The 17,853-nt window shown below is 60.9% G+C and carries 19 protein-coding genes and 1 tRNA gene; 14 read left to right on the forward strand and 6 right to left on the reverse strand.

Annotation, left to right across the window (positions count from 1 at the left end):
- Positions 1 to 109 precede the first annotated feature (109 nt).
- Positions 110 to 1,732 carry an acyl-CoA dehydrogenase family protein gene (locus PCAL_RS06970; protein ID WP_011849995.1) on the reverse strand — a complete coding sequence of 541 codons (1,623 nt, stop codon included), beginning with the start codon at positions 1,730 to 1,732 and terminating at the stop codon, positions 110 to 112.
- 28 nt (positions 1,733 to 1,760) lie between these two features.
- Here PCAL_RS06970 and PCAL_RS06975 point away from each other — a divergent pair, with 28 nt between their 5' ends.
- The 3 genes from PCAL_RS06975 to PCAL_RS06985 all read left to right on the forward strand — a co-directional run bounded on the left by PCAL_RS06975 (position 1,761) and on the right by PCAL_RS06985 (position 3,091).
- Positions 1,761 to 2,435 (forward strand): methyltransferase domain-containing protein, encoded by a 675-nt coding sequence (locus PCAL_RS06975; protein ID WP_011849996.1) that lies wholly within the window; start codon positions 1,761 to 1,763, stop codon positions 2,433 to 2,435.
- The gene (locus tag PCAL_RS06980) at positions 2,413 to 2,949 is read left to right on the forward strand and encodes an inosine/xanthosine triphosphatase (protein WP_011849997.1); all 537 of its coding nucleotides are present in this window, start codon (positions 2,413 to 2,415) and stop codon (positions 2,947 to 2,949) included. Before PCAL_RS06975 ends, PCAL_RS06980 begins: the two co-directional genes overlap by 23 nt.
- A gap of 24 nt (positions 2,950 to 2,973) precedes the next feature.
- Positions 2,974 to 3,091, forward strand: a tRNA-Met gene (locus tag PCAL_RS06985).
- 136 nt (positions 3,092 to 3,227) lie between these two features.
- Here PCAL_RS06985 and PCAL_RS06990 read toward each other — a convergent pair.
- The gene (locus tag PCAL_RS06990) at positions 3,228 to 4,709 is read right to left on the reverse strand and encodes a hypothetical protein (protein ID WP_193322592.1); all 1,482 of its coding nucleotides are present in this window, start codon (positions 4,707 to 4,709) and stop codon (positions 3,228 to 3,230) included.
- 106 nt (positions 4,710 to 4,815) lie between these two features.
- Between PCAL_RS06990 and tenA the strand changes: the two genes are divergently transcribed.
- Together tenA and PCAL_RS07000 are read left to right on the forward strand one after the other, a co-directional pair.
- On the forward strand, positions 4,816 to 5,460 hold the full coding sequence (tenA, locus tag PCAL_RS06995; RefSeq protein WP_011849998.1) for a thiaminase II: 645 nt from the start codon (positions 4,816 to 4,818) through the stop codon (positions 5,458 to 5,460).
- A gap of 35 nt (positions 5,461 to 5,495) precedes the next feature.
- Positions 5,496 to 6,140 carry a hypothetical protein gene (locus PCAL_RS07000; RefSeq protein WP_011849999.1) on the forward strand — a complete coding sequence of 215 codons (645 nt, stop codon included), beginning with the start codon at positions 5,496 to 5,498 and terminating at the stop codon, positions 6,138 to 6,140.
- On the opposite strand, the gene PCAL_RS07005 is transcribed toward PCAL_RS07000, so the two are convergent.
- On the reverse strand, positions 6,112 to 6,306 hold the full coding sequence (locus PCAL_RS07005) for a hypothetical protein (protein WP_011850000.1): 195 nt from the start codon (positions 6,304 to 6,306) through the stop codon (positions 6,112 to 6,114). The two genes, PCAL_RS07000 and PCAL_RS07005, sit on opposite strands and share 29 nt — an antisense overlap.
- Positions 6,307 to 6,491: 185 nt before the next feature.
- Positions 6,492 to 7,430 carry an AAA family ATPase gene (locus tag PCAL_RS07010; protein WP_011850001.1) on the reverse strand — a complete coding sequence of 313 codons (939 nt, stop codon included), beginning with the start codon at positions 7,428 to 7,430 and terminating at the stop codon, positions 6,492 to 6,494.
- A gap of 152 nt (positions 7,431 to 7,582) precedes the next feature.
- On the opposite strand from PCAL_RS07010, the gene PCAL_RS07015 reads away from it, so the two are divergent.
- Together PCAL_RS07015 and PCAL_RS07020 are read left to right on the forward strand one after the other, a co-directional pair.
- Positions 7,583 to 7,792 (forward strand): hypothetical protein, encoded by a 210-nt coding sequence (locus PCAL_RS07015; protein ID WP_193322593.1) that lies wholly within the window; start codon positions 7,583 to 7,585, stop codon positions 7,790 to 7,792.
- 30 nt (positions 7,793 to 7,822) lie between these two features.
- Positions 7,823 to 8,197 carry a DsrE family protein gene (locus PCAL_RS07020; protein WP_011850002.1) on the forward strand — a complete coding sequence of 125 codons (375 nt, stop codon included), beginning with the start codon at positions 7,823 to 7,825 and terminating at the stop codon, positions 8,195 to 8,197.
- Positions 8,198 to 8,370: 173 nt separating this feature from the next.
- Here the strand turns inward: PCAL_RS07020 and PCAL_RS11600 are convergent, their stop codons facing one another.
- Positions 8,371 to 8,649, reverse strand: coding sequence for a PaREP1 family protein (locus tag PCAL_RS11600; RefSeq protein ID WP_226951926.1), 279 nt, complete (start codon positions 8,647 to 8,649; stop codon positions 8,371 to 8,373).
- A gap of 93 nt (positions 8,650 to 8,742) precedes the next feature.
- Here PCAL_RS11600 and PCAL_RS07030 point away from each other — a divergent pair, with 93 nt between their 5' ends.
- Both PCAL_RS07030 and PCAL_RS07035 read left to right on the forward strand, forming a co-directional pair.
- Positions 8,743 to 9,906 carry an NAD(P)/FAD-dependent oxidoreductase gene (locus PCAL_RS07030; RefSeq protein WP_011850003.1) on the forward strand — a complete coding sequence of 388 codons (1,164 nt, stop codon included), beginning with the start codon at positions 8,743 to 8,745 and terminating at the stop codon, positions 9,904 to 9,906.
- 20 nt (positions 9,907 to 9,926) lie between these two features.
- Positions 9,927 to 10,694: an XdhC family protein gene (locus tag PCAL_RS07035; RefSeq protein WP_011850004.1), complete on the forward strand. Its 768-nt coding sequence runs from the start codon at positions 9,927 to 9,929 to the stop codon at positions 10,692 to 10,694.
- A gap of 86 nt (positions 10,695 to 10,780) precedes the next feature.
- Here the strand turns inward: PCAL_RS07035 and PCAL_RS07040 are convergent, their stop codons facing one another.
- Positions 10,781 to 12,496, reverse strand: coding sequence for a ferrous iron transporter B (locus tag PCAL_RS07040; RefSeq protein ID WP_011850005.1), 1,716 nt, complete (start codon positions 12,494 to 12,496; stop codon positions 10,781 to 10,783).
- Positions 12,497 to 12,640: 144 nt separating this feature from the next.
- Between PCAL_RS07040 and PCAL_RS07045 the strand changes: the two genes are divergently transcribed.
- From PCAL_RS07045 to PCAL_RS07065, 5 genes are all read left to right on the forward strand, one after another.
- Entirely contained in the window at positions 12,641 to 13,807 is a 1,167-nt protein-coding gene (locus PCAL_RS07045; RefSeq protein WP_011850006.1) for an NfeD family protein, read from the forward strand.
- A gap of 9 nt (positions 13,808 to 13,816) precedes the next feature.
- The gene (locus tag PCAL_RS07050; protein ID WP_011850007.1) at positions 13,817 to 14,674 is read left to right on the forward strand and encodes an SPFH domain-containing protein; all 858 of its coding nucleotides are present in this window, start codon (positions 13,817 to 13,819) and stop codon (positions 14,672 to 14,674) included.
- Positions 14,671 to 15,312 (forward strand): hypothetical protein, encoded by a 642-nt coding sequence (locus tag PCAL_RS07055; RefSeq protein WP_011850008.1) that lies wholly within the window; start codon positions 14,671 to 14,673, stop codon positions 15,310 to 15,312. The genes PCAL_RS07050 and PCAL_RS07055 overlap by 4 nt, the downstream gene beginning before the upstream one ends.
- Positions 15,313 to 15,393: 81 nt before the next feature.
- Positions 15,394 to 15,834 carry a hypothetical protein gene (locus PCAL_RS07060; protein WP_193322594.1) on the forward strand — a complete coding sequence of 147 codons (441 nt, stop codon included), beginning with the start codon at positions 15,394 to 15,396 and terminating at the stop codon, positions 15,832 to 15,834.
- 252 nt (positions 15,835 to 16,086) lie between these two features.
- Complete coding sequence (locus tag PCAL_RS07065; protein ID WP_193323013.1) at positions 16,087 to 17,838, forward strand: beta-propeller domain-containing protein; 1,752 nt, start codon at positions 16,087 to 16,089, stop codon at positions 17,836 to 17,838.
- Positions 17,839 to 17,853: the final 15 nt, after the last annotated feature.

Here is a 17,853-nt window from a genome sequence, read left to right on the forward strand (position 1 = left end):
TTACAAGGATCTAGCGGCGGGCGGCATCTGGCCACCATGCTGCACGTGGAGGGGTCTAAGGAGGTAAGATAGAGCTGTCTAGGAGTTGCGACTACGGCGAGGCTTGGAGTTAGAGTGCCATCCAGCTGAGCCCCTCTGCCGCCTTCCTGGCGGTGGCTTGGTCGATGTCTTTTTTCAAGAGTTCTGTCTGTATGTAGATTTTGCCCATGGCTTGCGCCCACTCTTCGCCGAGGTCCTCTGCCCATCTTTGGAACAGCGCCGCGGCGTATAGAGTGCCGAGGGTGGAGAGGAGGCGCTTGGAGTGGAACTCGACGCCGTCGTTTAACGCATAGGCGACCTCGTCTCGCGCCTGGGCAAGCGCGGCGGAGAGCTTCTGCCTAGCCTCCTGGCCTCCTATCTTTGAAATCTCCGTGGAGACCTCCTCCACGTAGGCCCGCCCCGCGTCTTTTCTAAAGAAGGCCTCCGCCATGTCTAAAGACTGGATGTTGCTCGTGCCTTCCCATATGGAGGTTACCAGGGCGTCTCTGTGGAGCTTCGCCAGGGGGAACTCCTCTAGGAAGCCTATGCCGCCGAGTAGCTCCATGGAGTACCTCGTCACGTCTATGGACACCCACGCGGCCATGTTTTTCACAATGTGGGTCAACAGCCTCGCGTAGTGGTACGACGGGGTGTAGGGCGGCCTTTCCCTAGACGCGTCGGAGAACAGCTTCGCCGCCTTCAAGGTGAGGAGGAGGGTTGCCTCTAGCTTTGCCTCCATTTCCACCAAGTCGCGGATGTAGAGGGGGTGCTCCACGAGCCTTTTCCCAAAGGCCCTCCTCTCTTGGCCGTAGAGGTAGGCCTCCCAGAGGGCCTTCCTGGCGAGGCCCAGCCCCGCTGTCGAGTTGTCTATTCTGGCTATGGTGAGGATTTCAAGCGCTATGTATATCCCAGTGTCCACGGTGCCGAGCAGATGCGCCACCGTGTCCACGAGCTCTACCTCGCCAGTGGGGACTGTGACTGTGCCAAGCTTGTCCTTTAGGCGCAGTATGCGCCAGTTGGGCTCGCCGTCTGGCCTATACGCCGGGGCGAAAAAGGCGGCGACGCCCTTGGCCCCCGGCCTCGGCGGGTGGGGCTTAGCCGTTATTATGGCCGCGTCTGCGAGACCCACGTTGCTTGTGAAATACTTAATGCCGCGTAGCCTCCACCTCCTCTCCCCCTCTTGATACGCCACAGCCTCGGTGGACCCCAAGTCGCTCCCCGCCTGCACCTCTGTGTAAAAGGTGGCGCCTAGCCACGGCGACTCGGACTTGAAGAAGTTGGGGAGGTAGTAGGCCTTCGCCTCCTCGTCGCCGTACTTGGCTAGCCCATACGCCGTCTGCTCTGTCACCGTTATTGTGCAGAAGAAGCCCGCGTCTGAGATGACGTAGCCGCTTACGAAGTGGTAGAGCAGGTCTTGGTTTAACAAAGGCTTAGACACCACGCCGTATTTGAGGAGCTGACGTACGGCCTCGAAGTGCTCGGGGGCCACTTGGACGTAGTTTATCTCCCTGCCCCTCACGCTCCACCTCTTTAACACAGGCCGCGCGTAGTGATCTACCACATACGCCACCTCCATCATCTTCGTGGAGACGTACTGCCCCAGGTGAGACAAGTCTTCATCCCCCTCGAAGCCTATGTAGCGGAGAAAAAGCTGGAGAGGCTTGTCATCGTCGTAGTAGTTCTTGCCATAACTCAGCCAAATTTCCCGAAACATAAAGACGAGTATGCTCATATTTATTAATATGGGCGCCGGGGGGTCTGTGGCCCGCGACCTCTTCGACAAGCTGGCGAGGCGGTACGACGAGTGGTACATAAGACACCGCGACCTCTACCGCGCCGAGCTTGAGGCAGTGGCGGCGCTGGGCTGCGCGGGCGGGGTGGAGGTGGGGGTTGGGTCTGGCCGATTCGCCGGGCCGCTGGGCCTCCGGGCCGGGGTCGACGTGAGCCGCGGCATGTTGAAGCTGGCGCCGCGGGAGTTAGACCTAGTGGAAGCAGCCGCCGAGTCGCTCCCCCTCCGCCGAGGCGCCTACCCCTGCGCCCTCTTCGTCGTAACTCTCTGCTTCCTCCAAGACCCAGCCAAGGCTCTCGCAGAGGCGGCGGAGGCCGCGGAGAGGGTAGTGGCGTGTATTGTGCCAAGGGGCTCCCCCTGGGGGCTCTACTACGTGGCCCAAGCCGCCGCCGGCCACCCCTTCTACTCCCACGCCAAGTTCTACACCGTGGCAGAGGTGGTGGAGATGGCCAAGGCGGCGGGCCTGACCCCGGCCAGGGCGGTGGCTGCGCTGGAGGGAGGCCCCCCCGGCGGGTACGAGAGGCCGCGACCCGTGTCGCTTGAGGAGGCTGAGCGATACGGCTTCGCCTGCGTGGAGTTTATAAAGAGAAGCCGAGAGGGGCGGCATGAAGGTGGCGGCCGCCACTAGGAACCCAAACAAGCTCAGGGCCATAAGAGAGGCCTACCGGACCTTCGGCTTCCCCGCGGAGGTGGTGCCAGTGGACAAGCCCCCCGGCGCCCCGCCCCAGCCCATCGGCCTAGACGCAGTGGCCAAGTGGGCCCTCGAAAGGGCGAGACACGCCCTAGCCGCGGCCCCGGGGGCAGACCACGGCGTGGGAATAGAGGCGGGGGTCGTGGAAGTGGCGGGCTACCACCTCGACATAACCATAGCCGCCATCGTGGACAGAGAGGGCTACGTCACCGTGGGGACAAGCCCAGCCTTCCAAATACCCACCGCCCTCCTCCACGACGTGCTACAAGGCAGAGAGCTAGGCGCCACAGCCGAGGCCCACTACGGACGCCCGGCAGTGGGCTACAGAGAAGGCATAATTGGCCTACTCACGAGGGGAGTTGTGAAGCGGATAGACTTAAACTACGCCGCAGTCCTAATGGCCCTAACCCCCCGCCTACCACACAACGCCCCCCACTACAGAAAAGCTTAAAAACCCACAAGTTGTAAAAAGGCGAGCGGGGTAGGCCAGCCTGGTAGGCCGCGGGGCTCATAAAGCCCCCGCACGGGGGACGTGCACCCCCGAGGTCCCCGGTTCAAAAGGGGGACAACCCCTGAGACTCCGGGCCCCGCTATATGACACCCGCTTCCATCTTCGTCAAGATTCTCATAGTGTTATACCAAAGTTTTTACGCTTTGTAAAGAGTAAGGACGGATATTATTTTCAAGGATGTGTTCTCGGCGTAGAAGGGCACATTGCAAAAAAGTGGGCTAACTTTTTATCGATTCTTTCTCTATCTCATTAAGGAATTGGACTTGTATTCCGTGGCGTCTCAACTCTTCTAATCGCTTGTGGGTTAGTACAAGCAGATTTTTCTTAAGTCTGATCTTTAGGCCGATCTTATTTGCTATTTCGTAAAGTTCCGTCGCTTTACCTACGCCAATTACGTATTCTCCGCCGCCGTTGTGATAGAACAAGTATGTATTGCCGCCTATTTCGACCTTGGCGGCCACTGGGTAATTTGTCAACGCTTCGTATAGCTGGCCGGTTTTGTCGAAGGCAGGCGTGGGCGGGGTTGGGAGCAGTAGGCGCATGTACCACTCTCTGAGGCGTATTTTTCCTCCGCCGCCTGCGGTTGCGCCGAGCGCCTTGGCCAACTCTCTCATGAGCGTTGTCTCTCCCTGTAACGTCTCTCTTGGCGTGGCCTTGGCCACTACCCTGAGCTCCACAGGCGTGATATACCCGTCGCCGATGACCAACATGTCGACCACGTTGCTAAAGGCAATCCATGCCCCGACGTCGTTGACGACGTACATCCTGCCTTTCCTCCTAAATGCCTCCTCTCTCAGCGCCTTCAATAAAGTATAGCCCCGCATGAGTACCTCGTCCGTTTTTCCTAACACAATTCCAAAATGCTCATAAGCTACATTGATTAGCTTATTTGCCGTGCCTATCGGCCTTATATCCACAAGAGAGTTTCCAACGGCGCTTGGTTTAGCCACTTGGCGTATTGTCAACTTGAATGTCAGCGGTTCATCTGGCGTTTTCATCAACACATCCGCCGCGTATCTCGCCAGCGCCATCCAGTCGAACAGTCTCACCGCCACTTGTCCAAAGTTGCCAGCAGTGTGTCCAAATTGCCGCCTCCAGTCATCGCTCAACAGCCAGCCCAGGTTCCTAAACAATGTAACCGGCGCCCTATCCCTTCCACCTAGCAACCTAGATACTGTTTTTGGCAATGACACTTCTAGCAATAGACGTTTGTATTCTTCATCCACGTAGTATGTCTCAGCGACTATACCTGCTTGCACAGCCTCACTCGCCAGCTCTTCCAACACTTCGTCCCTTAGTCTGTTGTCAATGGACACGTCGTCGTAGAAGACGTACAGCCTATTCCTCCGCAACACGGCTGTGGCGTATACTGGCTTTTTTAGGCGCCAGAGCACAATCTCCGTTCTTGCCTTCGTCTTCTCCTCTACGCCACCGTGTTTCTCAAGGCTCTCCACGCCCATCTGTCTAAATCTCTCCTCCACCTCTGCCAGCGCCTTTATGAGTTTTCCGCACAGCGGCGCCGTGTTCTCGATGTACTGCCACATCAGCCGTATATCGGCATCGGCGTAGCCGCAGTTGGGGCCGGAGAAGTGGCACTTTTCGCTTCTGAACTTGGCCAACTCGACGTACCGTCTATACGCCTCCAGCTGGCGTTGGCACTGCTCGCTCCACGTGGCGGCGTGTTGGCTGGGCAAGGGCATGGGTGAGTGGCCTTGTGTGGCTTTATGGCTGTCGCTTATGCGGATGTGGGGGGTGTTTGGTGAAAGTTTTTGTTTAATGTTTTTATTTATTCTCAATTTGTTTCTTATGGGCGTTTCTGAGGTGCTTAGGGACAGGGCGTGGGGGGTCTGGGGGCGCATCTTGGAGCACCCCTTCGTGGTGGAGTTGTACGAGGGGAGGCTCCCCGTGGACAAGTTTAGGTACTACCTGCTCCAGGACTACTTCTACCTCGTGAACTTCGCTAAGGCCCTCTCCCTCGCGGCGGCTAGGGCCCCCTCTGTGGGGCTTATGAAGCTGGCGCTTGGCTTAGCCTACGGCACTGTGACTGGGGAAATGGCCAACTACGAGGGGCTGCTGAGGGAGGTGGGGCTCTCGGTGGAGGCGGCGGCCTCGACGGAGCCCAACGAGGTGAATAGGGCTTACATGAGCTTCCTCTTGGCCGCCTGCGCCTTGGAGGGGTTCTACGAGTGTATGGCGGCTGTCCTCCCCTGCTTCTGGACCTACTTAGACATCGCGGAACGGCACCGGGAGAGGCTTAGGGGGAACAAGGTGGACGTATACGTGAGGTGGGCCTCTACATACCTCTCCGAAGAGTACCGGCGCCTCGTGGAGAGCCTCAAGTCGGCCCTAGACAAGGGGGGCAGAGGCGCCGACGAGCTTTGGCCGTATTTCAAGGCGGCTGTGGAGTACGAGCTGGCGTTTTGGGACGCCGCGTACCGCGGGACTTCTTAAGCGATGGTCTTATAGCCGCCGGTCGACATGGAGTCGTGATTGTCCTTACTGAGCTGTACAACGCACTGCCAGTGGAAGGGGGCTGTGTGAGGCTGGTGGGCGGGTGGCCCCACTTGACCGAGGGGAGCTGCGCCGGCAGGTACTTGGTGGTGGAGCGGGGGCGGGGGGTGAGGGCCAGCTCCGCGGCCGTCGGCGGCGGCCCCCTGGTCTTCTTTGTCGCAGCTGGCGGGCCTCCCATGCGCTTCGTCCTCTCCGAGGGTGCTGTGAGGGCGGTGGGGGATGGGCTTGAGCTTTTCTCTGGGTTTGTGAAACGTGGCTTGTGGAGGGAGCTGGAGCCGGCGTTTTTCGCGGCGGTGGCCAGGTACGGGGCGAGGTGCTCCTACTGCACCGCCTATATGGAGGTGGCGGGGAGGGCGTCTCCGGCTCGGAGGGCTGGTCTTATTGTGTCCGTGGGCACGGCCGGCGGAGTTAGGAGAGTGGTGGTGGTTTCTGCGCCGGGGCACTCGGAGGATTTTAAGAGGGCTGTGCTTGAGGCATACCGCTCCGCCCGCGCCATCTACGCCTTTGGGCTGGGAGTCCCAGTGGACGTGGCCCTTGACGTGTACATGCCGCCCCGCGCCAGGCCCACGGCCGAGGTGGCCCCCCTATTGCCTATTCCAGCGGCGCGGCCTCTCGCCTAAGCTCCAACATCCAGGGGCTTTCCTGCCTCCACTCGCCTGGCGTATAAACGAAGAGGCCTACCCCGGGCTCTAGGGCTTCTAGCCTCTGTAGCGTGTTCAGCCGCTCCGCGTCCTTCACAACCAACGCCACGTCTGCGACGCGGAGGATAGCCAAATCTATCTGCACATTTCCGCCAGGTCGCAGGGTTAAAAACTTGGCTGTGCAAGTCGGCAGGGGCGCCTCTTTGCGGCACGTCTGAGTAGGGGGTCTGCCACCTTGTAGAGGTCTCCCTCTTTGACCAAAAATCCCTCGTCGAGTAGCGCCTTTAGGAGCCGGGCGAGCTCTGGGTCGTGGATTACGCCGTGTTTTATCTACCTCTTGATTTCGGACCAGGTGGCCCCCTCGGCGGCTGCTCTCACGATGTCCACATACCGCCCGCTGCCCCGCAGGGCGACGAAGTTGCAGAACTCACTCCACGCAAGCTCGGCGCCGGCCTCGGCCGACGCCTCAAGCGCCTCTTCTACGCTCTTCCCTGCCTTCGCATATTCCACAGCCATTAGGCCGAAGTGGGCCAGCCAGCCTATTATGCCGTCGAGCTCGTCCACGGCTCTCTCTACCACCTCCGCGCTTACCCTAACCCCGGCCGCCTCGAAGCCTCGCCGTAGGTACTCCACGGCTAAACGCCTAGGCAGAGGCTTGACCTCCACCCGCGGCGCGTATCTGCCATAGAGGGGGCTCTCCGCGTCGCTGAGCCTTAGAAATTTGTAGAGCATGCCCTCCTTCGACCCCGTAACAACGAACTTGAGCCTGGGGAGATTGTCGTAGGAGTAGGCCAAGACGGGGAGGAGGCTGGCCCCCCTGAGCTTGGCCAACTCCTGCGCCTCGTCTAAGACCACCACCACGTCGCCGCCCTCGGACTCCCCCCACTGGTTCAAGGCCTCCAATACCCGGTGCAAGATAGGCCTCCCCCGCCCCCTGGCAAACCTCACCTCAACCCCAGCCACCGAGACCCCCTCCACCCGGGAGAGAAGCTCCACAAGCCTCTTAGACAGGCCAGACACCGCCCGGCCGAGCTCCCCAAGGACGTCGTCTAGAGTTATGTACCTCCTCCACTCAAACGCCCGCAAATCGAGGTAGACCCTCCTCATGCCAAAAGTGGCGGCCTTCACCAGCGACGTCTTCCCCACCCGCCTCACGCCCACCACCACGACCATAGGCGACCTCCCCACGGCCTCTCTCAAGGCCTTAACCTCCTCTTCTCTGTCAAACAGCTCTTCCGGCCTCTCCACCGGCGTAGGCCTAAAATACATACCTCCCTAGTAACTAGGGAGATATAAAGCTTCCATACACTACGCCTAAAGCTCATAGCATCTTGCGAATAGAGACAAGCTAAAGCTCCTCCACCCCGGCTCCCGCAAAATAAGGGCAGAGGAGGAAAACATGGTAGGAGGAGTGGCTCGCGATGGGCGCCGAGCTGGAGGAGCTACTGGGCGTCCCCGTGGACCTCGTCCCCTTAGACGAGGCGCCGTCCTGGGTGAGGCTTGAGGCCCTTGCCGGGGGCCTCCCCGTGTTGGTAAAAGACTGGGCGCTGTACGCCGAGCTTTTGAAGAGGGCCATGGGCGACGCCATGGACATGGACCTCAAGCTGGGCGGTGCAGAATATGCACGATAAAGCATTTACTCCCCCCACTGCGCGTGGGCCATGGGCGAGAGAGTTGGCATAGTGCTCGCCTCAGACGACCCAGAGAGGCTCTACGTCGCGGCGACCTACGTGGCCACGGAGCTTGCCATGGGCAAAGAGGTGGTGATATTCGCCGCTGGGCGGTCTGTGCTGGCGCTGGCGGGCAGAGGCGGCGCCGGGGGGCCCTACTACGAGAAGATGAGGGAGCTGAAGGTGGACTGGCACAGTCTCTTAAAGGCGTCTAAGCCCCTGGGGCTGAAGATCGTGGCATGTGAAACTGCGCTGAGGATATACGAAGTGTCGCCAGACGAGCTGGACAAAGAGCTGGTGGACGCGGTGTCCTCCATGTACACCTTCCTAGAGGAGGTGGGCAACGGCAGAGTAGTGGCCTTCTAGGCGGCTAGGGTCCTCAGCCTCTCCCTCAAAGCCCCAGCCGCCTTGACGAACTCCTCCACCTCCTCGGCGCCGAGGTGCCCCTCGTAGAAATTCACATACAGTTGCTCCACTGCGGCGAACAGGAGGAGGATAGACCTATCGCCGAGCTCGTTTGCAATCCTCCGAAGACAAGCCTACACCAAGTGGTGAGAGTCGTGGCGCCAGCCCCTCCTCTCTGCCACAGCCTTCACTAACTGCACCACGAAGTTCCACACCTTCTCCCCGCCCTGCCTCAGCTCCCCAGACTTCACAAGCCTCAGACCCTCCTCCCAAAACCAGTCGGAAGACCTTAGATAAAACTCAACCCTCTCCCCTGGATCAATTTCCCTCTCTACAAGCCCGTGGATGTACTCCACAGGGTCTACGCCCGGCGCCTTTTTCCTAATCGCCTCCACTATGAACTCCGGCAACACGCCCTAGCTACGCCCACTTTATTTTGTTTTCGCCCGCAGACCCGCGGTACGCCACCGGCTAATTCTTTAAAAATAGAATTCGAAACGGAGGCCATGAAACGGGTGGTAATAGTGGGCGGCGGGATCGCGGGATTGGCGGTGGCAAAGACGTTGATCGAGGGCGGGCTCAAGGCGGAGATCACTGTGGTGACGCAGAACCCGCACTACTTCGCAGGGCCTTCGAGGCCGCTACTGTTGACCAACGAGCAGAGCTTGGACAGAATCGTGAGAGGCTACGAAGAGGTGGCCCAGAAGGTAAAGGTGGTCGTTGGCACAGTCTACGCGGTGAACCCCGCGGAGAGGAAGGTCAAGTACGTGGGCGGCTACACCTCGCACGGCGGCATAGGGGAGCTGAGCTACGACTACCTCGTGCTTGCCCCCGGCATAGTCCTCGACGGGAGCGGGATCACTGGCTACGCCGAGAACCGGGGCAACGTGGCCAACGTATACGACCCAGGGCGCGTCTCTGTGCTTAAGAACAGGGTGTGGAACGCCGAGAAGGGCACCGTCGTCGTCTACGCCCCCAAGGCCCCCTACCGCTGTGCTCCCGCGCCCACTGAGACCGCCCTGTTGATAGACGCAGTGCTGAGGCACAGGGGTGTGAGAGACAAGTTCAAAATAATTCACATAGACGCCAACGACAAGACCCAGCCCCCGGTCATCGCAGACGTGGTGTCGCAGATATACGCCAAGGCGGGGATAGAGGTGGTTACAAACCAGGAGATAGTCGAGATTGGGAAAAACTACGTGGTGACCAAGAGCGGCGAGAAGTATCAGTACGACATATTGGCCCTACTGGAGCCCAACAGGGCTCCCAAGTTCGTGGAAGAGGCAGGCCTCGGCAAGACCTGGATCGAGGTTAGGAGCCCACAAGACCTCCGACACCCCAAGTTCGACGACGTGCTGGCCGCAGGCGACGCCGCTGGCCTCCCATTCCCCAAGAACCAGGAAATAGCCTTTGAAAGCGCCCTCTTCGCCGCCAACAAGATACTGGAGATGGAGGGTCTCACCTACAGGGCCTCTGTCCAATACGCGTTCCTGGGCTGGGCATACGTGGGCAACCTAGAGGGCAGGCTGGAGACCTACTCCCTAATGTTCGGCTTAGACTTCACCACGCAGCCGCCCAAGCCACAGAAGGACCCACAGCCAAAGACAGACTACACCAAGGCAAAAGACCGCTGGGAGCAGACCTACCTACGGCAACTCTTCGGTTATTAAAATAAAGACCAACACTTTTCGTGTCCATCTGCGAAATTTTCAACGCGCTCTCCTCAGCGCCGGGAGACGTCGCCGTCTTAGTCAAGGCCAGGGTGGGAGACAAGTGGGTGGTGGACGTGGTGGTGGATGGGAGACCAGTCCTGGGGCTCGTGCCCCGCCACGTCGCCGAGCAGCTGAGGCTTGGGCAACCCGGCGATAGGTTCGACGGCGTTGTAGACGGCGTGGAGGTACACGCCGAGGTTGTGCTCATCCGCCCGACGGTGGTGGCCGTGGGGAGAGGCGAGGTGGCGAGGCGCGTGGCAGAGGTCGCCGCCGCCATGGGCTATGCCGTGGTTTCAATAGGCCACACTGCCCGCGGCGCGTTAGAGGCCACGTTTGAGGATCTGGAGAAGTTGGTGGGGGAGCACGCGGTGGTTGTGGTGGCCAACGAGGGGGGCGATCCCTCGGACGTGGACGTGGCGGAGCTTGCCATTAGGCGTAGGGCCAGATACGTAGCCGTGATGGCCAGCCAGAGGCGGGCTGCGCTGATATTGAGAGAGCTGGAGAGGCGCGGGGTGCCCAAGGAGGAGCTGGAGAGGCGGCTCTACACGCCCGCGGGCTTAGACATAGGGGCAAAGACCGCGGGAGAAATCGCGGTGAGCATATTGGCAGAGGCGGTGGCGGCCTTGAGGGGCGGCACGGGGAGGAGCCTAAGAGAGGTGAAAAACCCGCGTAGCGTTTTAAAAGAGGTGGAGGGGGAGTCCCTGGCCAGTTACAAATGCGACTGGAGGCCCCCTAGGGGCCTGTAAAAAACTACTGCTTTTTCTCCCCCTCCTTTTTCTCCTCTTTCTTAACCTTGCTCGGTGGCGCGCACATGGGTGGGGGGTGGACAGTACTATAAAAACGTTTCTAGGAGGGCTAGGGCCGTGAAGTAGGTGGCGTAGGCGAAGGCGAGGCCGAGGAGGAGCTGCACCACGAGGGAGAGGGCGGTGAGACGCAAGCCCACTTGTCTAATCAACATGGCGGTGGTGGCTATGCAGGCGGAGTAGAAAGCCAAGAATACCAGCAGAGCGAGGGCTGAGGGCAACGAGAGAGCGGGCAGTAGATCCACGGCGCCCAGAGCCCCCATGAAGGCCCACACCAACTCCTTGAATATGTACCCGGCAACCAGCGATGTGGTTATCTGCCAAGGTATGCCCATGGGCTCAAACGCCGCGGCCAGGGCTTGCCCAAAGACGGCAAGCCAAGAGTGGGACATGTCCACTGCAAAGCCCCCTGGGCCAAACGCGGTGAGGGGCCAGAGGGCTAGGGGGAGTAAGACTATCAGAGGCCCCGCCTTTGTTAAAAAGTCCTTGAGATAGGCCCACACCTTTAGCGCGTAGATTCTGCCGCTTGGCCACATGAGGGGAGTCGGCGGGAGGCCCTCCACCCTTGGCTCCACGCGGAGGGCTCTGCGGTAGATGAGAGAGGCAAGCAAGATCGCAACGCCGGACGCCGCGTAGGGGAGAAAAACGGCGAGGGGTATTAGGTAGGGCCTATTTGCCAACACGGCTGCCGCCACTGCGACGAAGAGGGAAAGACGCGCGGCGCAGGGGACATATGGGACAAGGAGGGCGGTCAGAACCCGGTTGCCCCGCCCCCACATCACCTTGACCGTGGAGATTGCTGGAACATTACACGTAGAGCCAACTGCCAGGCAGAGAAGTCCCCTGCCGGGGATGCCCAGAGATGCGAAACGCATCTCCAACGTTCTAGCCAAGGCGCCTATGACGCCGCTCTCCTCATAAAAAGTCACGAGGGCTACAGCGGCCACTACGTAGGGGATGAATGTGACAAAGGCAGAGACGCCGGTCCACGCCCCGTTGACAAGCAGAGAGGTCAGCCAGGCGGGGAGGCCCAGCGCGCGGATATAGTCGGGCACGAGGTCTAGGTACGGCTCTACGAGGGGCAGTAGGCCGGGCACCTCGGCGCCCCACGGCAGTATCCCCTCCACCGCAGCTAAAAGCCCCAGCACCGTTACGGCGGAGAGCACAATTAACAGTGTGAAAGCCGCCCACGGCCTTGAGAAAATAGCCCCCGCCAGCCTCGCGGTGGGCTTAACCGACACCTCCTCCAGCTTAACCGGCGTAGGCCCCGCCGGCGTCCAAGAGGCCAAAAACCTAGCCAACTCCTCCACCCCCCTCCTCCGCGCCGCCGAGGTGTAGAAAACCGGGATCCCCCACTTGGCCGAGAGCTCCTCCGGCTCCGCTCCAGGCGTCCCGAGGTCTGCCATGTTGAAGACAAACACCACGGGCTTGCGGCGGCTCAAAAACTCGGCCAGAGCCAGCGCCTCCCTCATTGCATGCGGCGCCCCAACTACAACAACCGCGTCGTATTTGTCCGAGAGAGCCTCCTCAATGGCCAACTTCTCATCCTCGTCCTTGGGGTTCCACGGGTCAAAGACGCCGGGCAGATCCACCACCTCAATGCCGTACCTTCTTACATACCCCACGTTCAAATCCAGAGTCTTCCCCGGGTAATTCGCCGTTTTCACATAGCGCCCAGTCAACGCATAGAACAGCGTCGACTTCCCAACGTTCGGGGGCCCCACCAAGGCAACGCGCTTAACCACGCCCCCGTTAACAATGTGAACATTTAAACTTTATCAATAAAACCATTTCCAAAACCAATTCTTACTCAAAACAAGTTAAAACAACCCCGCGCCGTCAAGCAACAGATCGGGGAGGGGGATAATTTTTAAGACGTCTATGTGTACATGCGGCTTTTCCTCGTCGCCTTGGCGCTGGCGGCCGCCCTCAAGGCGGCGGGCGTGGTGGTCGTCTACCTCGACGGGACTGTGGACGGGACGGCGGCTTCCCTCGTCTCGGCGGCGTTGGCTGAGGCAGAGGGGAGGGGGGTGCCCCTCCTCATCGTGTTAGACACATACGGCGGATTTCTCCAGCCCACCGACCAGATAGTTGACGCCATCCTGAGGGCCCGGGTGGAGGTGTACGCCTACGTGCCCCGGGGCGGCAAGGCCATGTCCGCGGGGGCCTTTATAGCCATAGCCGCGGATAGGCTCTACATGGACCCCACCGGCGAGATAGGCGCGGCCGAGCCCAGGCCCCCCGACCCCAAGGCGGTGAACTACGCCGAGGGCCGCATGAGGGCCCTGGCCCAGAGGAAGTGGAACGACAGCCGGGTAGACGTGGCCGCGTCCTTCGTCCGCGAGAACAGAGTGCTGACTGGGAGAGAGGCCGTGGCCCTGGGCCTCGCGGAGCCGCCCCCGCCCGGGGGATGGGAAATCGTGGCAGAGTACAAGAGGGACCCGCTCATGAGGCTGTTAAACGCCTTGTCTGACCCGACCCTAGTCGCGCTTCTCCTCCTCCTGGGGGCCGTCCTCATTGGGTACGAGCTACTCGCGGCGGGCTTCCAGGGCGTGGGGGTGGTTGGCGCCGTGTTGCTAGTCCTCGCCCTCTACCTAGTGGGGCAACTGGGCATCGACTGGCTCGTTGCGGCGTTGGCCATCGGCGGCGCGGCGCTCATAGCCGCAGAGGTCGTGGTTGGACACGGGGCATTTGCCGCATCTGGCCTAGCCATGTTTGCGCTAGCCGTCTACCTCGCGGCGGCGAGCCAGCCCTACTACCAGGCGGGGGAGCTGGCGTACCTCCTCGCCGGGCTGGGGGCCCTAGGGGCAGTGGCGGTGGCCTACCTGGGCTACAAGGTGAGGAAGGCCCTGAGGAGGAGGCCCTCCTACTACGTGGAGGAGCTGAGGGGGGCTAGGGGGGTTGCCAAAACCGCCATTGGGCCAGGCAGGCCGGGCGTCGTCTACGCCAAGGGCGAGGAGTGGACCGCCGTGTCAGACGAGGAGGTGCCGCCGGGGGCAGAGGTGGTGATAGTGGACGTGGAGGGGCTCACGGTAAAAGTTAAAAAGGCCGGCTAACCGATCACCATGTTTCTACAGCTCGGAACCTTAATCGCCGCGGCGGTCATCGCCATCATTATAGTGGCCATCCTCGCCTCCTCCATCCGCATAGTGCCCGAGTACATGAGGCTCGTCGTATTCCGCCTGGGCAGGCTAATAGGCCTCAGAGGGCCCGGCCTCGTCTTCCTAATCCCCGTGATAGACCAGGCTGTGCCCATCGACTTGAGGGAGCAGGTCATCGACGTGACTAAGCAGACGTGTATAACCAAGGACAACGCCCCCGTGGACATAGACCTCCTCATATACCTAAAGGTGGTAGACCCCGAGAAGGTGGTCACCCAGGTGCAGAACTTTAGGCAAGCCGCAGTGGGCATCGCCACCACGACGCTGAGGGCCGTGGTGGGGGACATAGAGCTAGACGAGGTGTTGGCAAAGAGGGAGTACATAAACTCGGTCCTCAGGGCCAAGCTAGACGAGGTGACGGCGCGGTGGGGGGTGAAGGTGACGGCGGTGGAGATAAGAGAGATAATCCCGCCGGCGGACGTCCAGTCGGCCATGGTCAAGCAGATAGCCGCCGAGAGGGAGAGGAGGGCCATGATAGCCCAAGCCGACGGAGAGAGACAGGCCGCCATACTCAAGGCGGAGGGGCAGAAGCAGGCGGCGATTCTACAGGCAGAGGGGGAGAGACAGGCCGCGATACTGCGGGCAGAGGGCCAGGCAAAGGCCCTGGAGCTGGTGAACGAGGCAGCGATGAAGCTGAGCCAAAACGCCATACTCCTCCAATACCTAGACGCCCTGCGCAACATAGCCAGCTCCCCCTCCACAAAGATAGTGGTGCCCATGGAGCTACTAACGGCGCTACAGAAGGTCTTAGGCAAGGAGTGACCCCCCTAGCCCTCCTCATAGCCGCCGCGGCCACCTGGACCATCAACATAGGCGGAGTGCAGGCAACGGCGACGTACACAGCCGACGTGGACTTCCACCTCGACAAAACGGTAGTGTGGATCCCCGGAGAGGAGGTGACCGCCACCTACACAGCCGCCGGGGGGAGACTCAGGCTAAACCTCACAATCCCCCAGGGCGTCCCCCTCGTGGGCGGGAGGTCTGTTTCGTACGAGCTAGAACTGCCCCCAGGCGCCGGCAACGCCGCGAGGCTAGAGCTGGCCCCCGGCGTAGAGCTGAAGATATACGCCAACGTGAAAATACGCGCCGCGACCACCGCCGCCGGCGCAGAGCCCACACGCGTAGAGGTGGACGTCCCAGGCACAGCGCGCTTCAAGGCCACCGGCGCCGCTACATTCAACACCACGTTCTACGCCGTACCCACAGTGCGGGTAGAACTCATTGCGCCAGGCATCACAGTCACCCTCGTGGAAAAGGAGCTGGACAAGAGGGCCATGGAGCCCCCAGTGGCGAAGTCCGTGGCCTACCCCACGCCCCTCTTAGCCGTGGCGACCTCTGCCGCCGTCCTCGCCTCTCTGGCCCTCTGGCGGCTGAGGAAGCGAGCTGTACTTCGTGGCTAGATGACCGACTGCCTCGACCTATTCCTTCAGCGAAAACTTCCGTATTTTTTCGCCGATCTCATTCTCTGGGCCGTTTTCCTCGTGGAGTTGCGCTGGCTCTTAGCGCTTAGGGGCAAGGGGGCAGGCACATCGGCCTTCTACATGTGGCAGTACGCTTCCATTTTTGTGCTCTTTGTAGTGCTTAGCATATTTTCGATAATGTCAAGTGAGTTCCTTGCGTATATACGCGGGGTGACAGACTGCCTTGAGGCCTATGAGCGTGGGTTTGGTTGGATTTTTGGGCTTGGCTTTGTGGCCCCCATTTGGGGCCTGGCCATCACATCCTACGCCGCCTGCGCGGTGTTGGGGGATAAGGCGTGTAAAATCCTCATGCCCGTCCTAGTCTTAAGGACAATTGTGACTGGTCTAGCTGTATACGCCAACATAGTGTTGCTAACTCAAAACACCTCTCTTTGGCTCCTCGTGATAATTTACTATGCCTTGTTTGCCACATACTACATCATACGAACTTGGCCTCGCTGACGCGTCCGTCTTACGCCGGTCCGTCCCAGGGGTAGGATCTGAGAAGTCTCCCGACGGCTCTCTTGGCGTTGACGGCTCCTCCAACACGCCGAAGTCTCCGCTTTTATACGCTTGTTGCCACTGTTACGAGGGCGGAGCGCAAAAGGCTGTAGTGAGCTGTGAAGACGTAGATACTTAGTGCTCCCAACGGAAGGCGAAGGCAGCGTGTACTTTAAGTACATCACATTTTTAACCCACGGCCCCGAGGGAGCCATGTGGAAGCTGGCGGCGGCCGTGTTGGCCTTGGCGCTTCTCTTGGCCTTGGCCGGCGGCTCGCCGCCTCAGCCCACCGGCGCGGTAGAGGCGCTGCAGCTCCCAGTGGTTAACCTCTCGGAGCTACGCATGGTGACCGGCTGGTCCGCCGTCCCCACCGCCCTCTTCTACTACGCGGCCGCCGACGCCGCGCCCGCCGTTGCGGCAAACGTGCAAGTGGCCGGCGTGGACGAGGAGGACTACGTGAAATTCGACGGGGAGAGGCTCTACGTTGCGTATAGGGGCTACGTCTACGTGGTGGGGCCAGACTTGTCCGTGGAGAAGAGGTTGCCCTGCCCCTCCTCGCTGGTCTGCTACGTCTTTGCCTGGGGCAACTCGGTGCTGGCCTACTCGCCCACTGAGGCGGGCACAGTGCTCTACCTATACGGCCCGTGGGGGAGGGCTGTCTACAACTACTCCGGGTACCCCGTGTCCACGAGGATGCGGGACGGCGTGGTGTACATTGTCGCAATGGGGGGCGTGGAGGCGGAGATAAACGGCGCCGCGGTCAAGGAGGCCCCCCTCCTCTCCCTCGGCGATCCCCCCGCCACGCTCATAGTGGCGGCTGTGGACATGAGGACAGGCCGCTTCAACGCCGCGGCCTACGTCTCCTCCGCGGTCAGCCACGTCTACATGAGGGGAAACAGGCTGTACATAGCCGCGCCCCTGAGCCCCTACGACCTCGCCTACGAGGCGACCAAGGCCGTGTGGGAGAGACTGCCCCCGGAGATGAGGGCCGTGCTTGACATGGAAAACGTCTACACCTTCTACAAGACCGTCAGAGGGTTGCTGGAGTGGAGAGGCGGGGAGTACCTGTCCTACCTCAACAAGGCCAACACCACCACGGCCACCAAGATCTACGTCTTTGAGACAGAGGGCGTGGAGGCAAGGCTCAAGGCCGTCTTTATAGTCCCCGGCCGCGTCTTAGACCAATTCGCCGTGGAAGAGCTTGGGGACAGGCTGGTGGTGGCCACCACCGCCGCCCCCGTCAAATTCGAGCTCCTACGCCCACCCCCAGCCGACCCGTTCCCCTCGGTGATTAAGAGAGAGGGGTTGCCCACACAAATTCCGCCGCCCTCCCCACCGCCCGTGCTCTACGCCGCTGAGGGGGAGCCCACAAACGCCGTCTACCTCTACACGCCGGATGGGACATTGGTGGTCAAGGCGGAGGGGCTGGCCAGTGGCGAGAGGATATACGCCGCGCGCCTCGTGGGCTCCACTCTCTACCTAGTCACCTTTAGGCAGGCCGACCCGCTGTTTGCGGTGGACTTGTCCCGGGGAGAGCCACGGGTGCTTGGCTACCTCAAGACGCCGGGCTTCTCGGAGTACCTACACCCCGTGGCCCCCGGCAAGTTGTTGGGCGTCGGCGTCTACGGCGACGGCGTCAAGATCGCGCTGTTCGACGTCTCCAACCCCGCGGCGCCCCGCGAGGTCTCCAACATCACCGTGCCCCACTCCTATACACCCATCATATTCGACCACCACGCCTTCGCCTACAGCCAGGGAGTGGCCGTGGTGCCCATCCGCCTCCAGTGGCGGCAGTGCGCCGTTCTCGCCGTGGAAGTCGGCGACGGCCTAACGGCGAGGACCTTGGAGGGCGTGTGCGCAGACAGGGCCTTCTTCAAAGACGGGAGGATCCACCTCGTGGGCAGAGGCCGCGTGTGGCTATACGACGCCACCTTCAACAAGGTTGGAGAAGTGGGGCTAAGTTAATAAATCCTGCTTTTT

The sequence above is a fragment of the Pyrobaculum calidifontis JCM 11548 genome (genome assembly GCF_000015805.1).
GTDB lineage: Archaea > Thermoproteota > Thermoprotei > Thermoproteales > Thermoproteaceae > Pyrobaculum > Pyrobaculum calidifontis.

What these genes read in the sequence shown, in the direction of transcription:
- PCAL_RS06970 (WP_011849995.1), bottom strand. Translation starts at nt 1,732, where the DNA reads ATGTTTCGGGAAATTTGGCTGAGTTATGGCAAGAACTACTACGACGAT.
- PCAL_RS06975 (WP_011849996.1), top strand. Translation starts at nt 1,761, where the DNA reads ATGGGCGCCGGGGGGTCTGTGGCCCGCGACCTCTTCGACAAGCTGGCG.
- PCAL_RS06980 (WP_011849997.1), top strand. Translation starts at nt 2,413, where the DNA reads ATGAAGGTGGCGGCCGCCACTAGGAACCCAAACAAGCTCAGGGCCATA.
- PCAL_RS06990 (WP_193322592.1), bottom strand. Translation starts at nt 4,709, where the DNA reads ATGCCCTTGCCCAGCCAACACGCCGCCACGTGGAGCGAGCAGTGCCAA.
- tenA (WP_011849998.1), top strand. Translation starts at nt 4,816, where the DNA reads ATGGGCGTTTCTGAGGTGCTTAGGGACAGGGCGTGGGGGGTCTGGGGG.
- PCAL_RS07010 (WP_011850001.1), bottom strand. Translation starts at nt 7,430, where the DNA reads ATGTATTTTAGGCCTACGCCGGTGGAGAGGCCGGAAGAGCTGTTTGAC.
- PCAL_RS07015 (WP_193322593.1), top strand. Translation starts at nt 7,583, where the DNA reads ATGGGCGCCGAGCTGGAGGAGCTACTGGGCGTCCCCGTGGACCTCGTC.
- PCAL_RS07020 (WP_011850002.1), top strand. Translation starts at nt 7,823, where the DNA reads ATGGGCGAGAGAGTTGGCATAGTGCTCGCCTCAGACGACCCAGAGAGG.
- PCAL_RS07030 (WP_011850003.1), top strand. Translation starts at nt 8,743, where the DNA reads ATGAAACGGGTGGTAATAGTGGGCGGCGGGATCGCGGGATTGGCGGTG.
- PCAL_RS07045 (WP_011850006.1), top strand. Translation starts at nt 12,641, where the DNA reads ATGCGGCTTTTCCTCGTCGCCTTGGCGCTGGCGGCCGCCCTCAAGGCG.
- PCAL_RS07050 (WP_011850007.1), top strand. Translation starts at nt 13,817, where the DNA reads ATGTTTCTACAGCTCGGAACCTTAATCGCCGCGGCGGTCATCGCCATC.
- PCAL_RS07065 (WP_193323013.1), top strand. Translation starts at nt 16,087, where the DNA reads ATGTGGAAGCTGGCGGCGGCCGTGTTGGCCTTGGCGCTTCTCTTGGCC.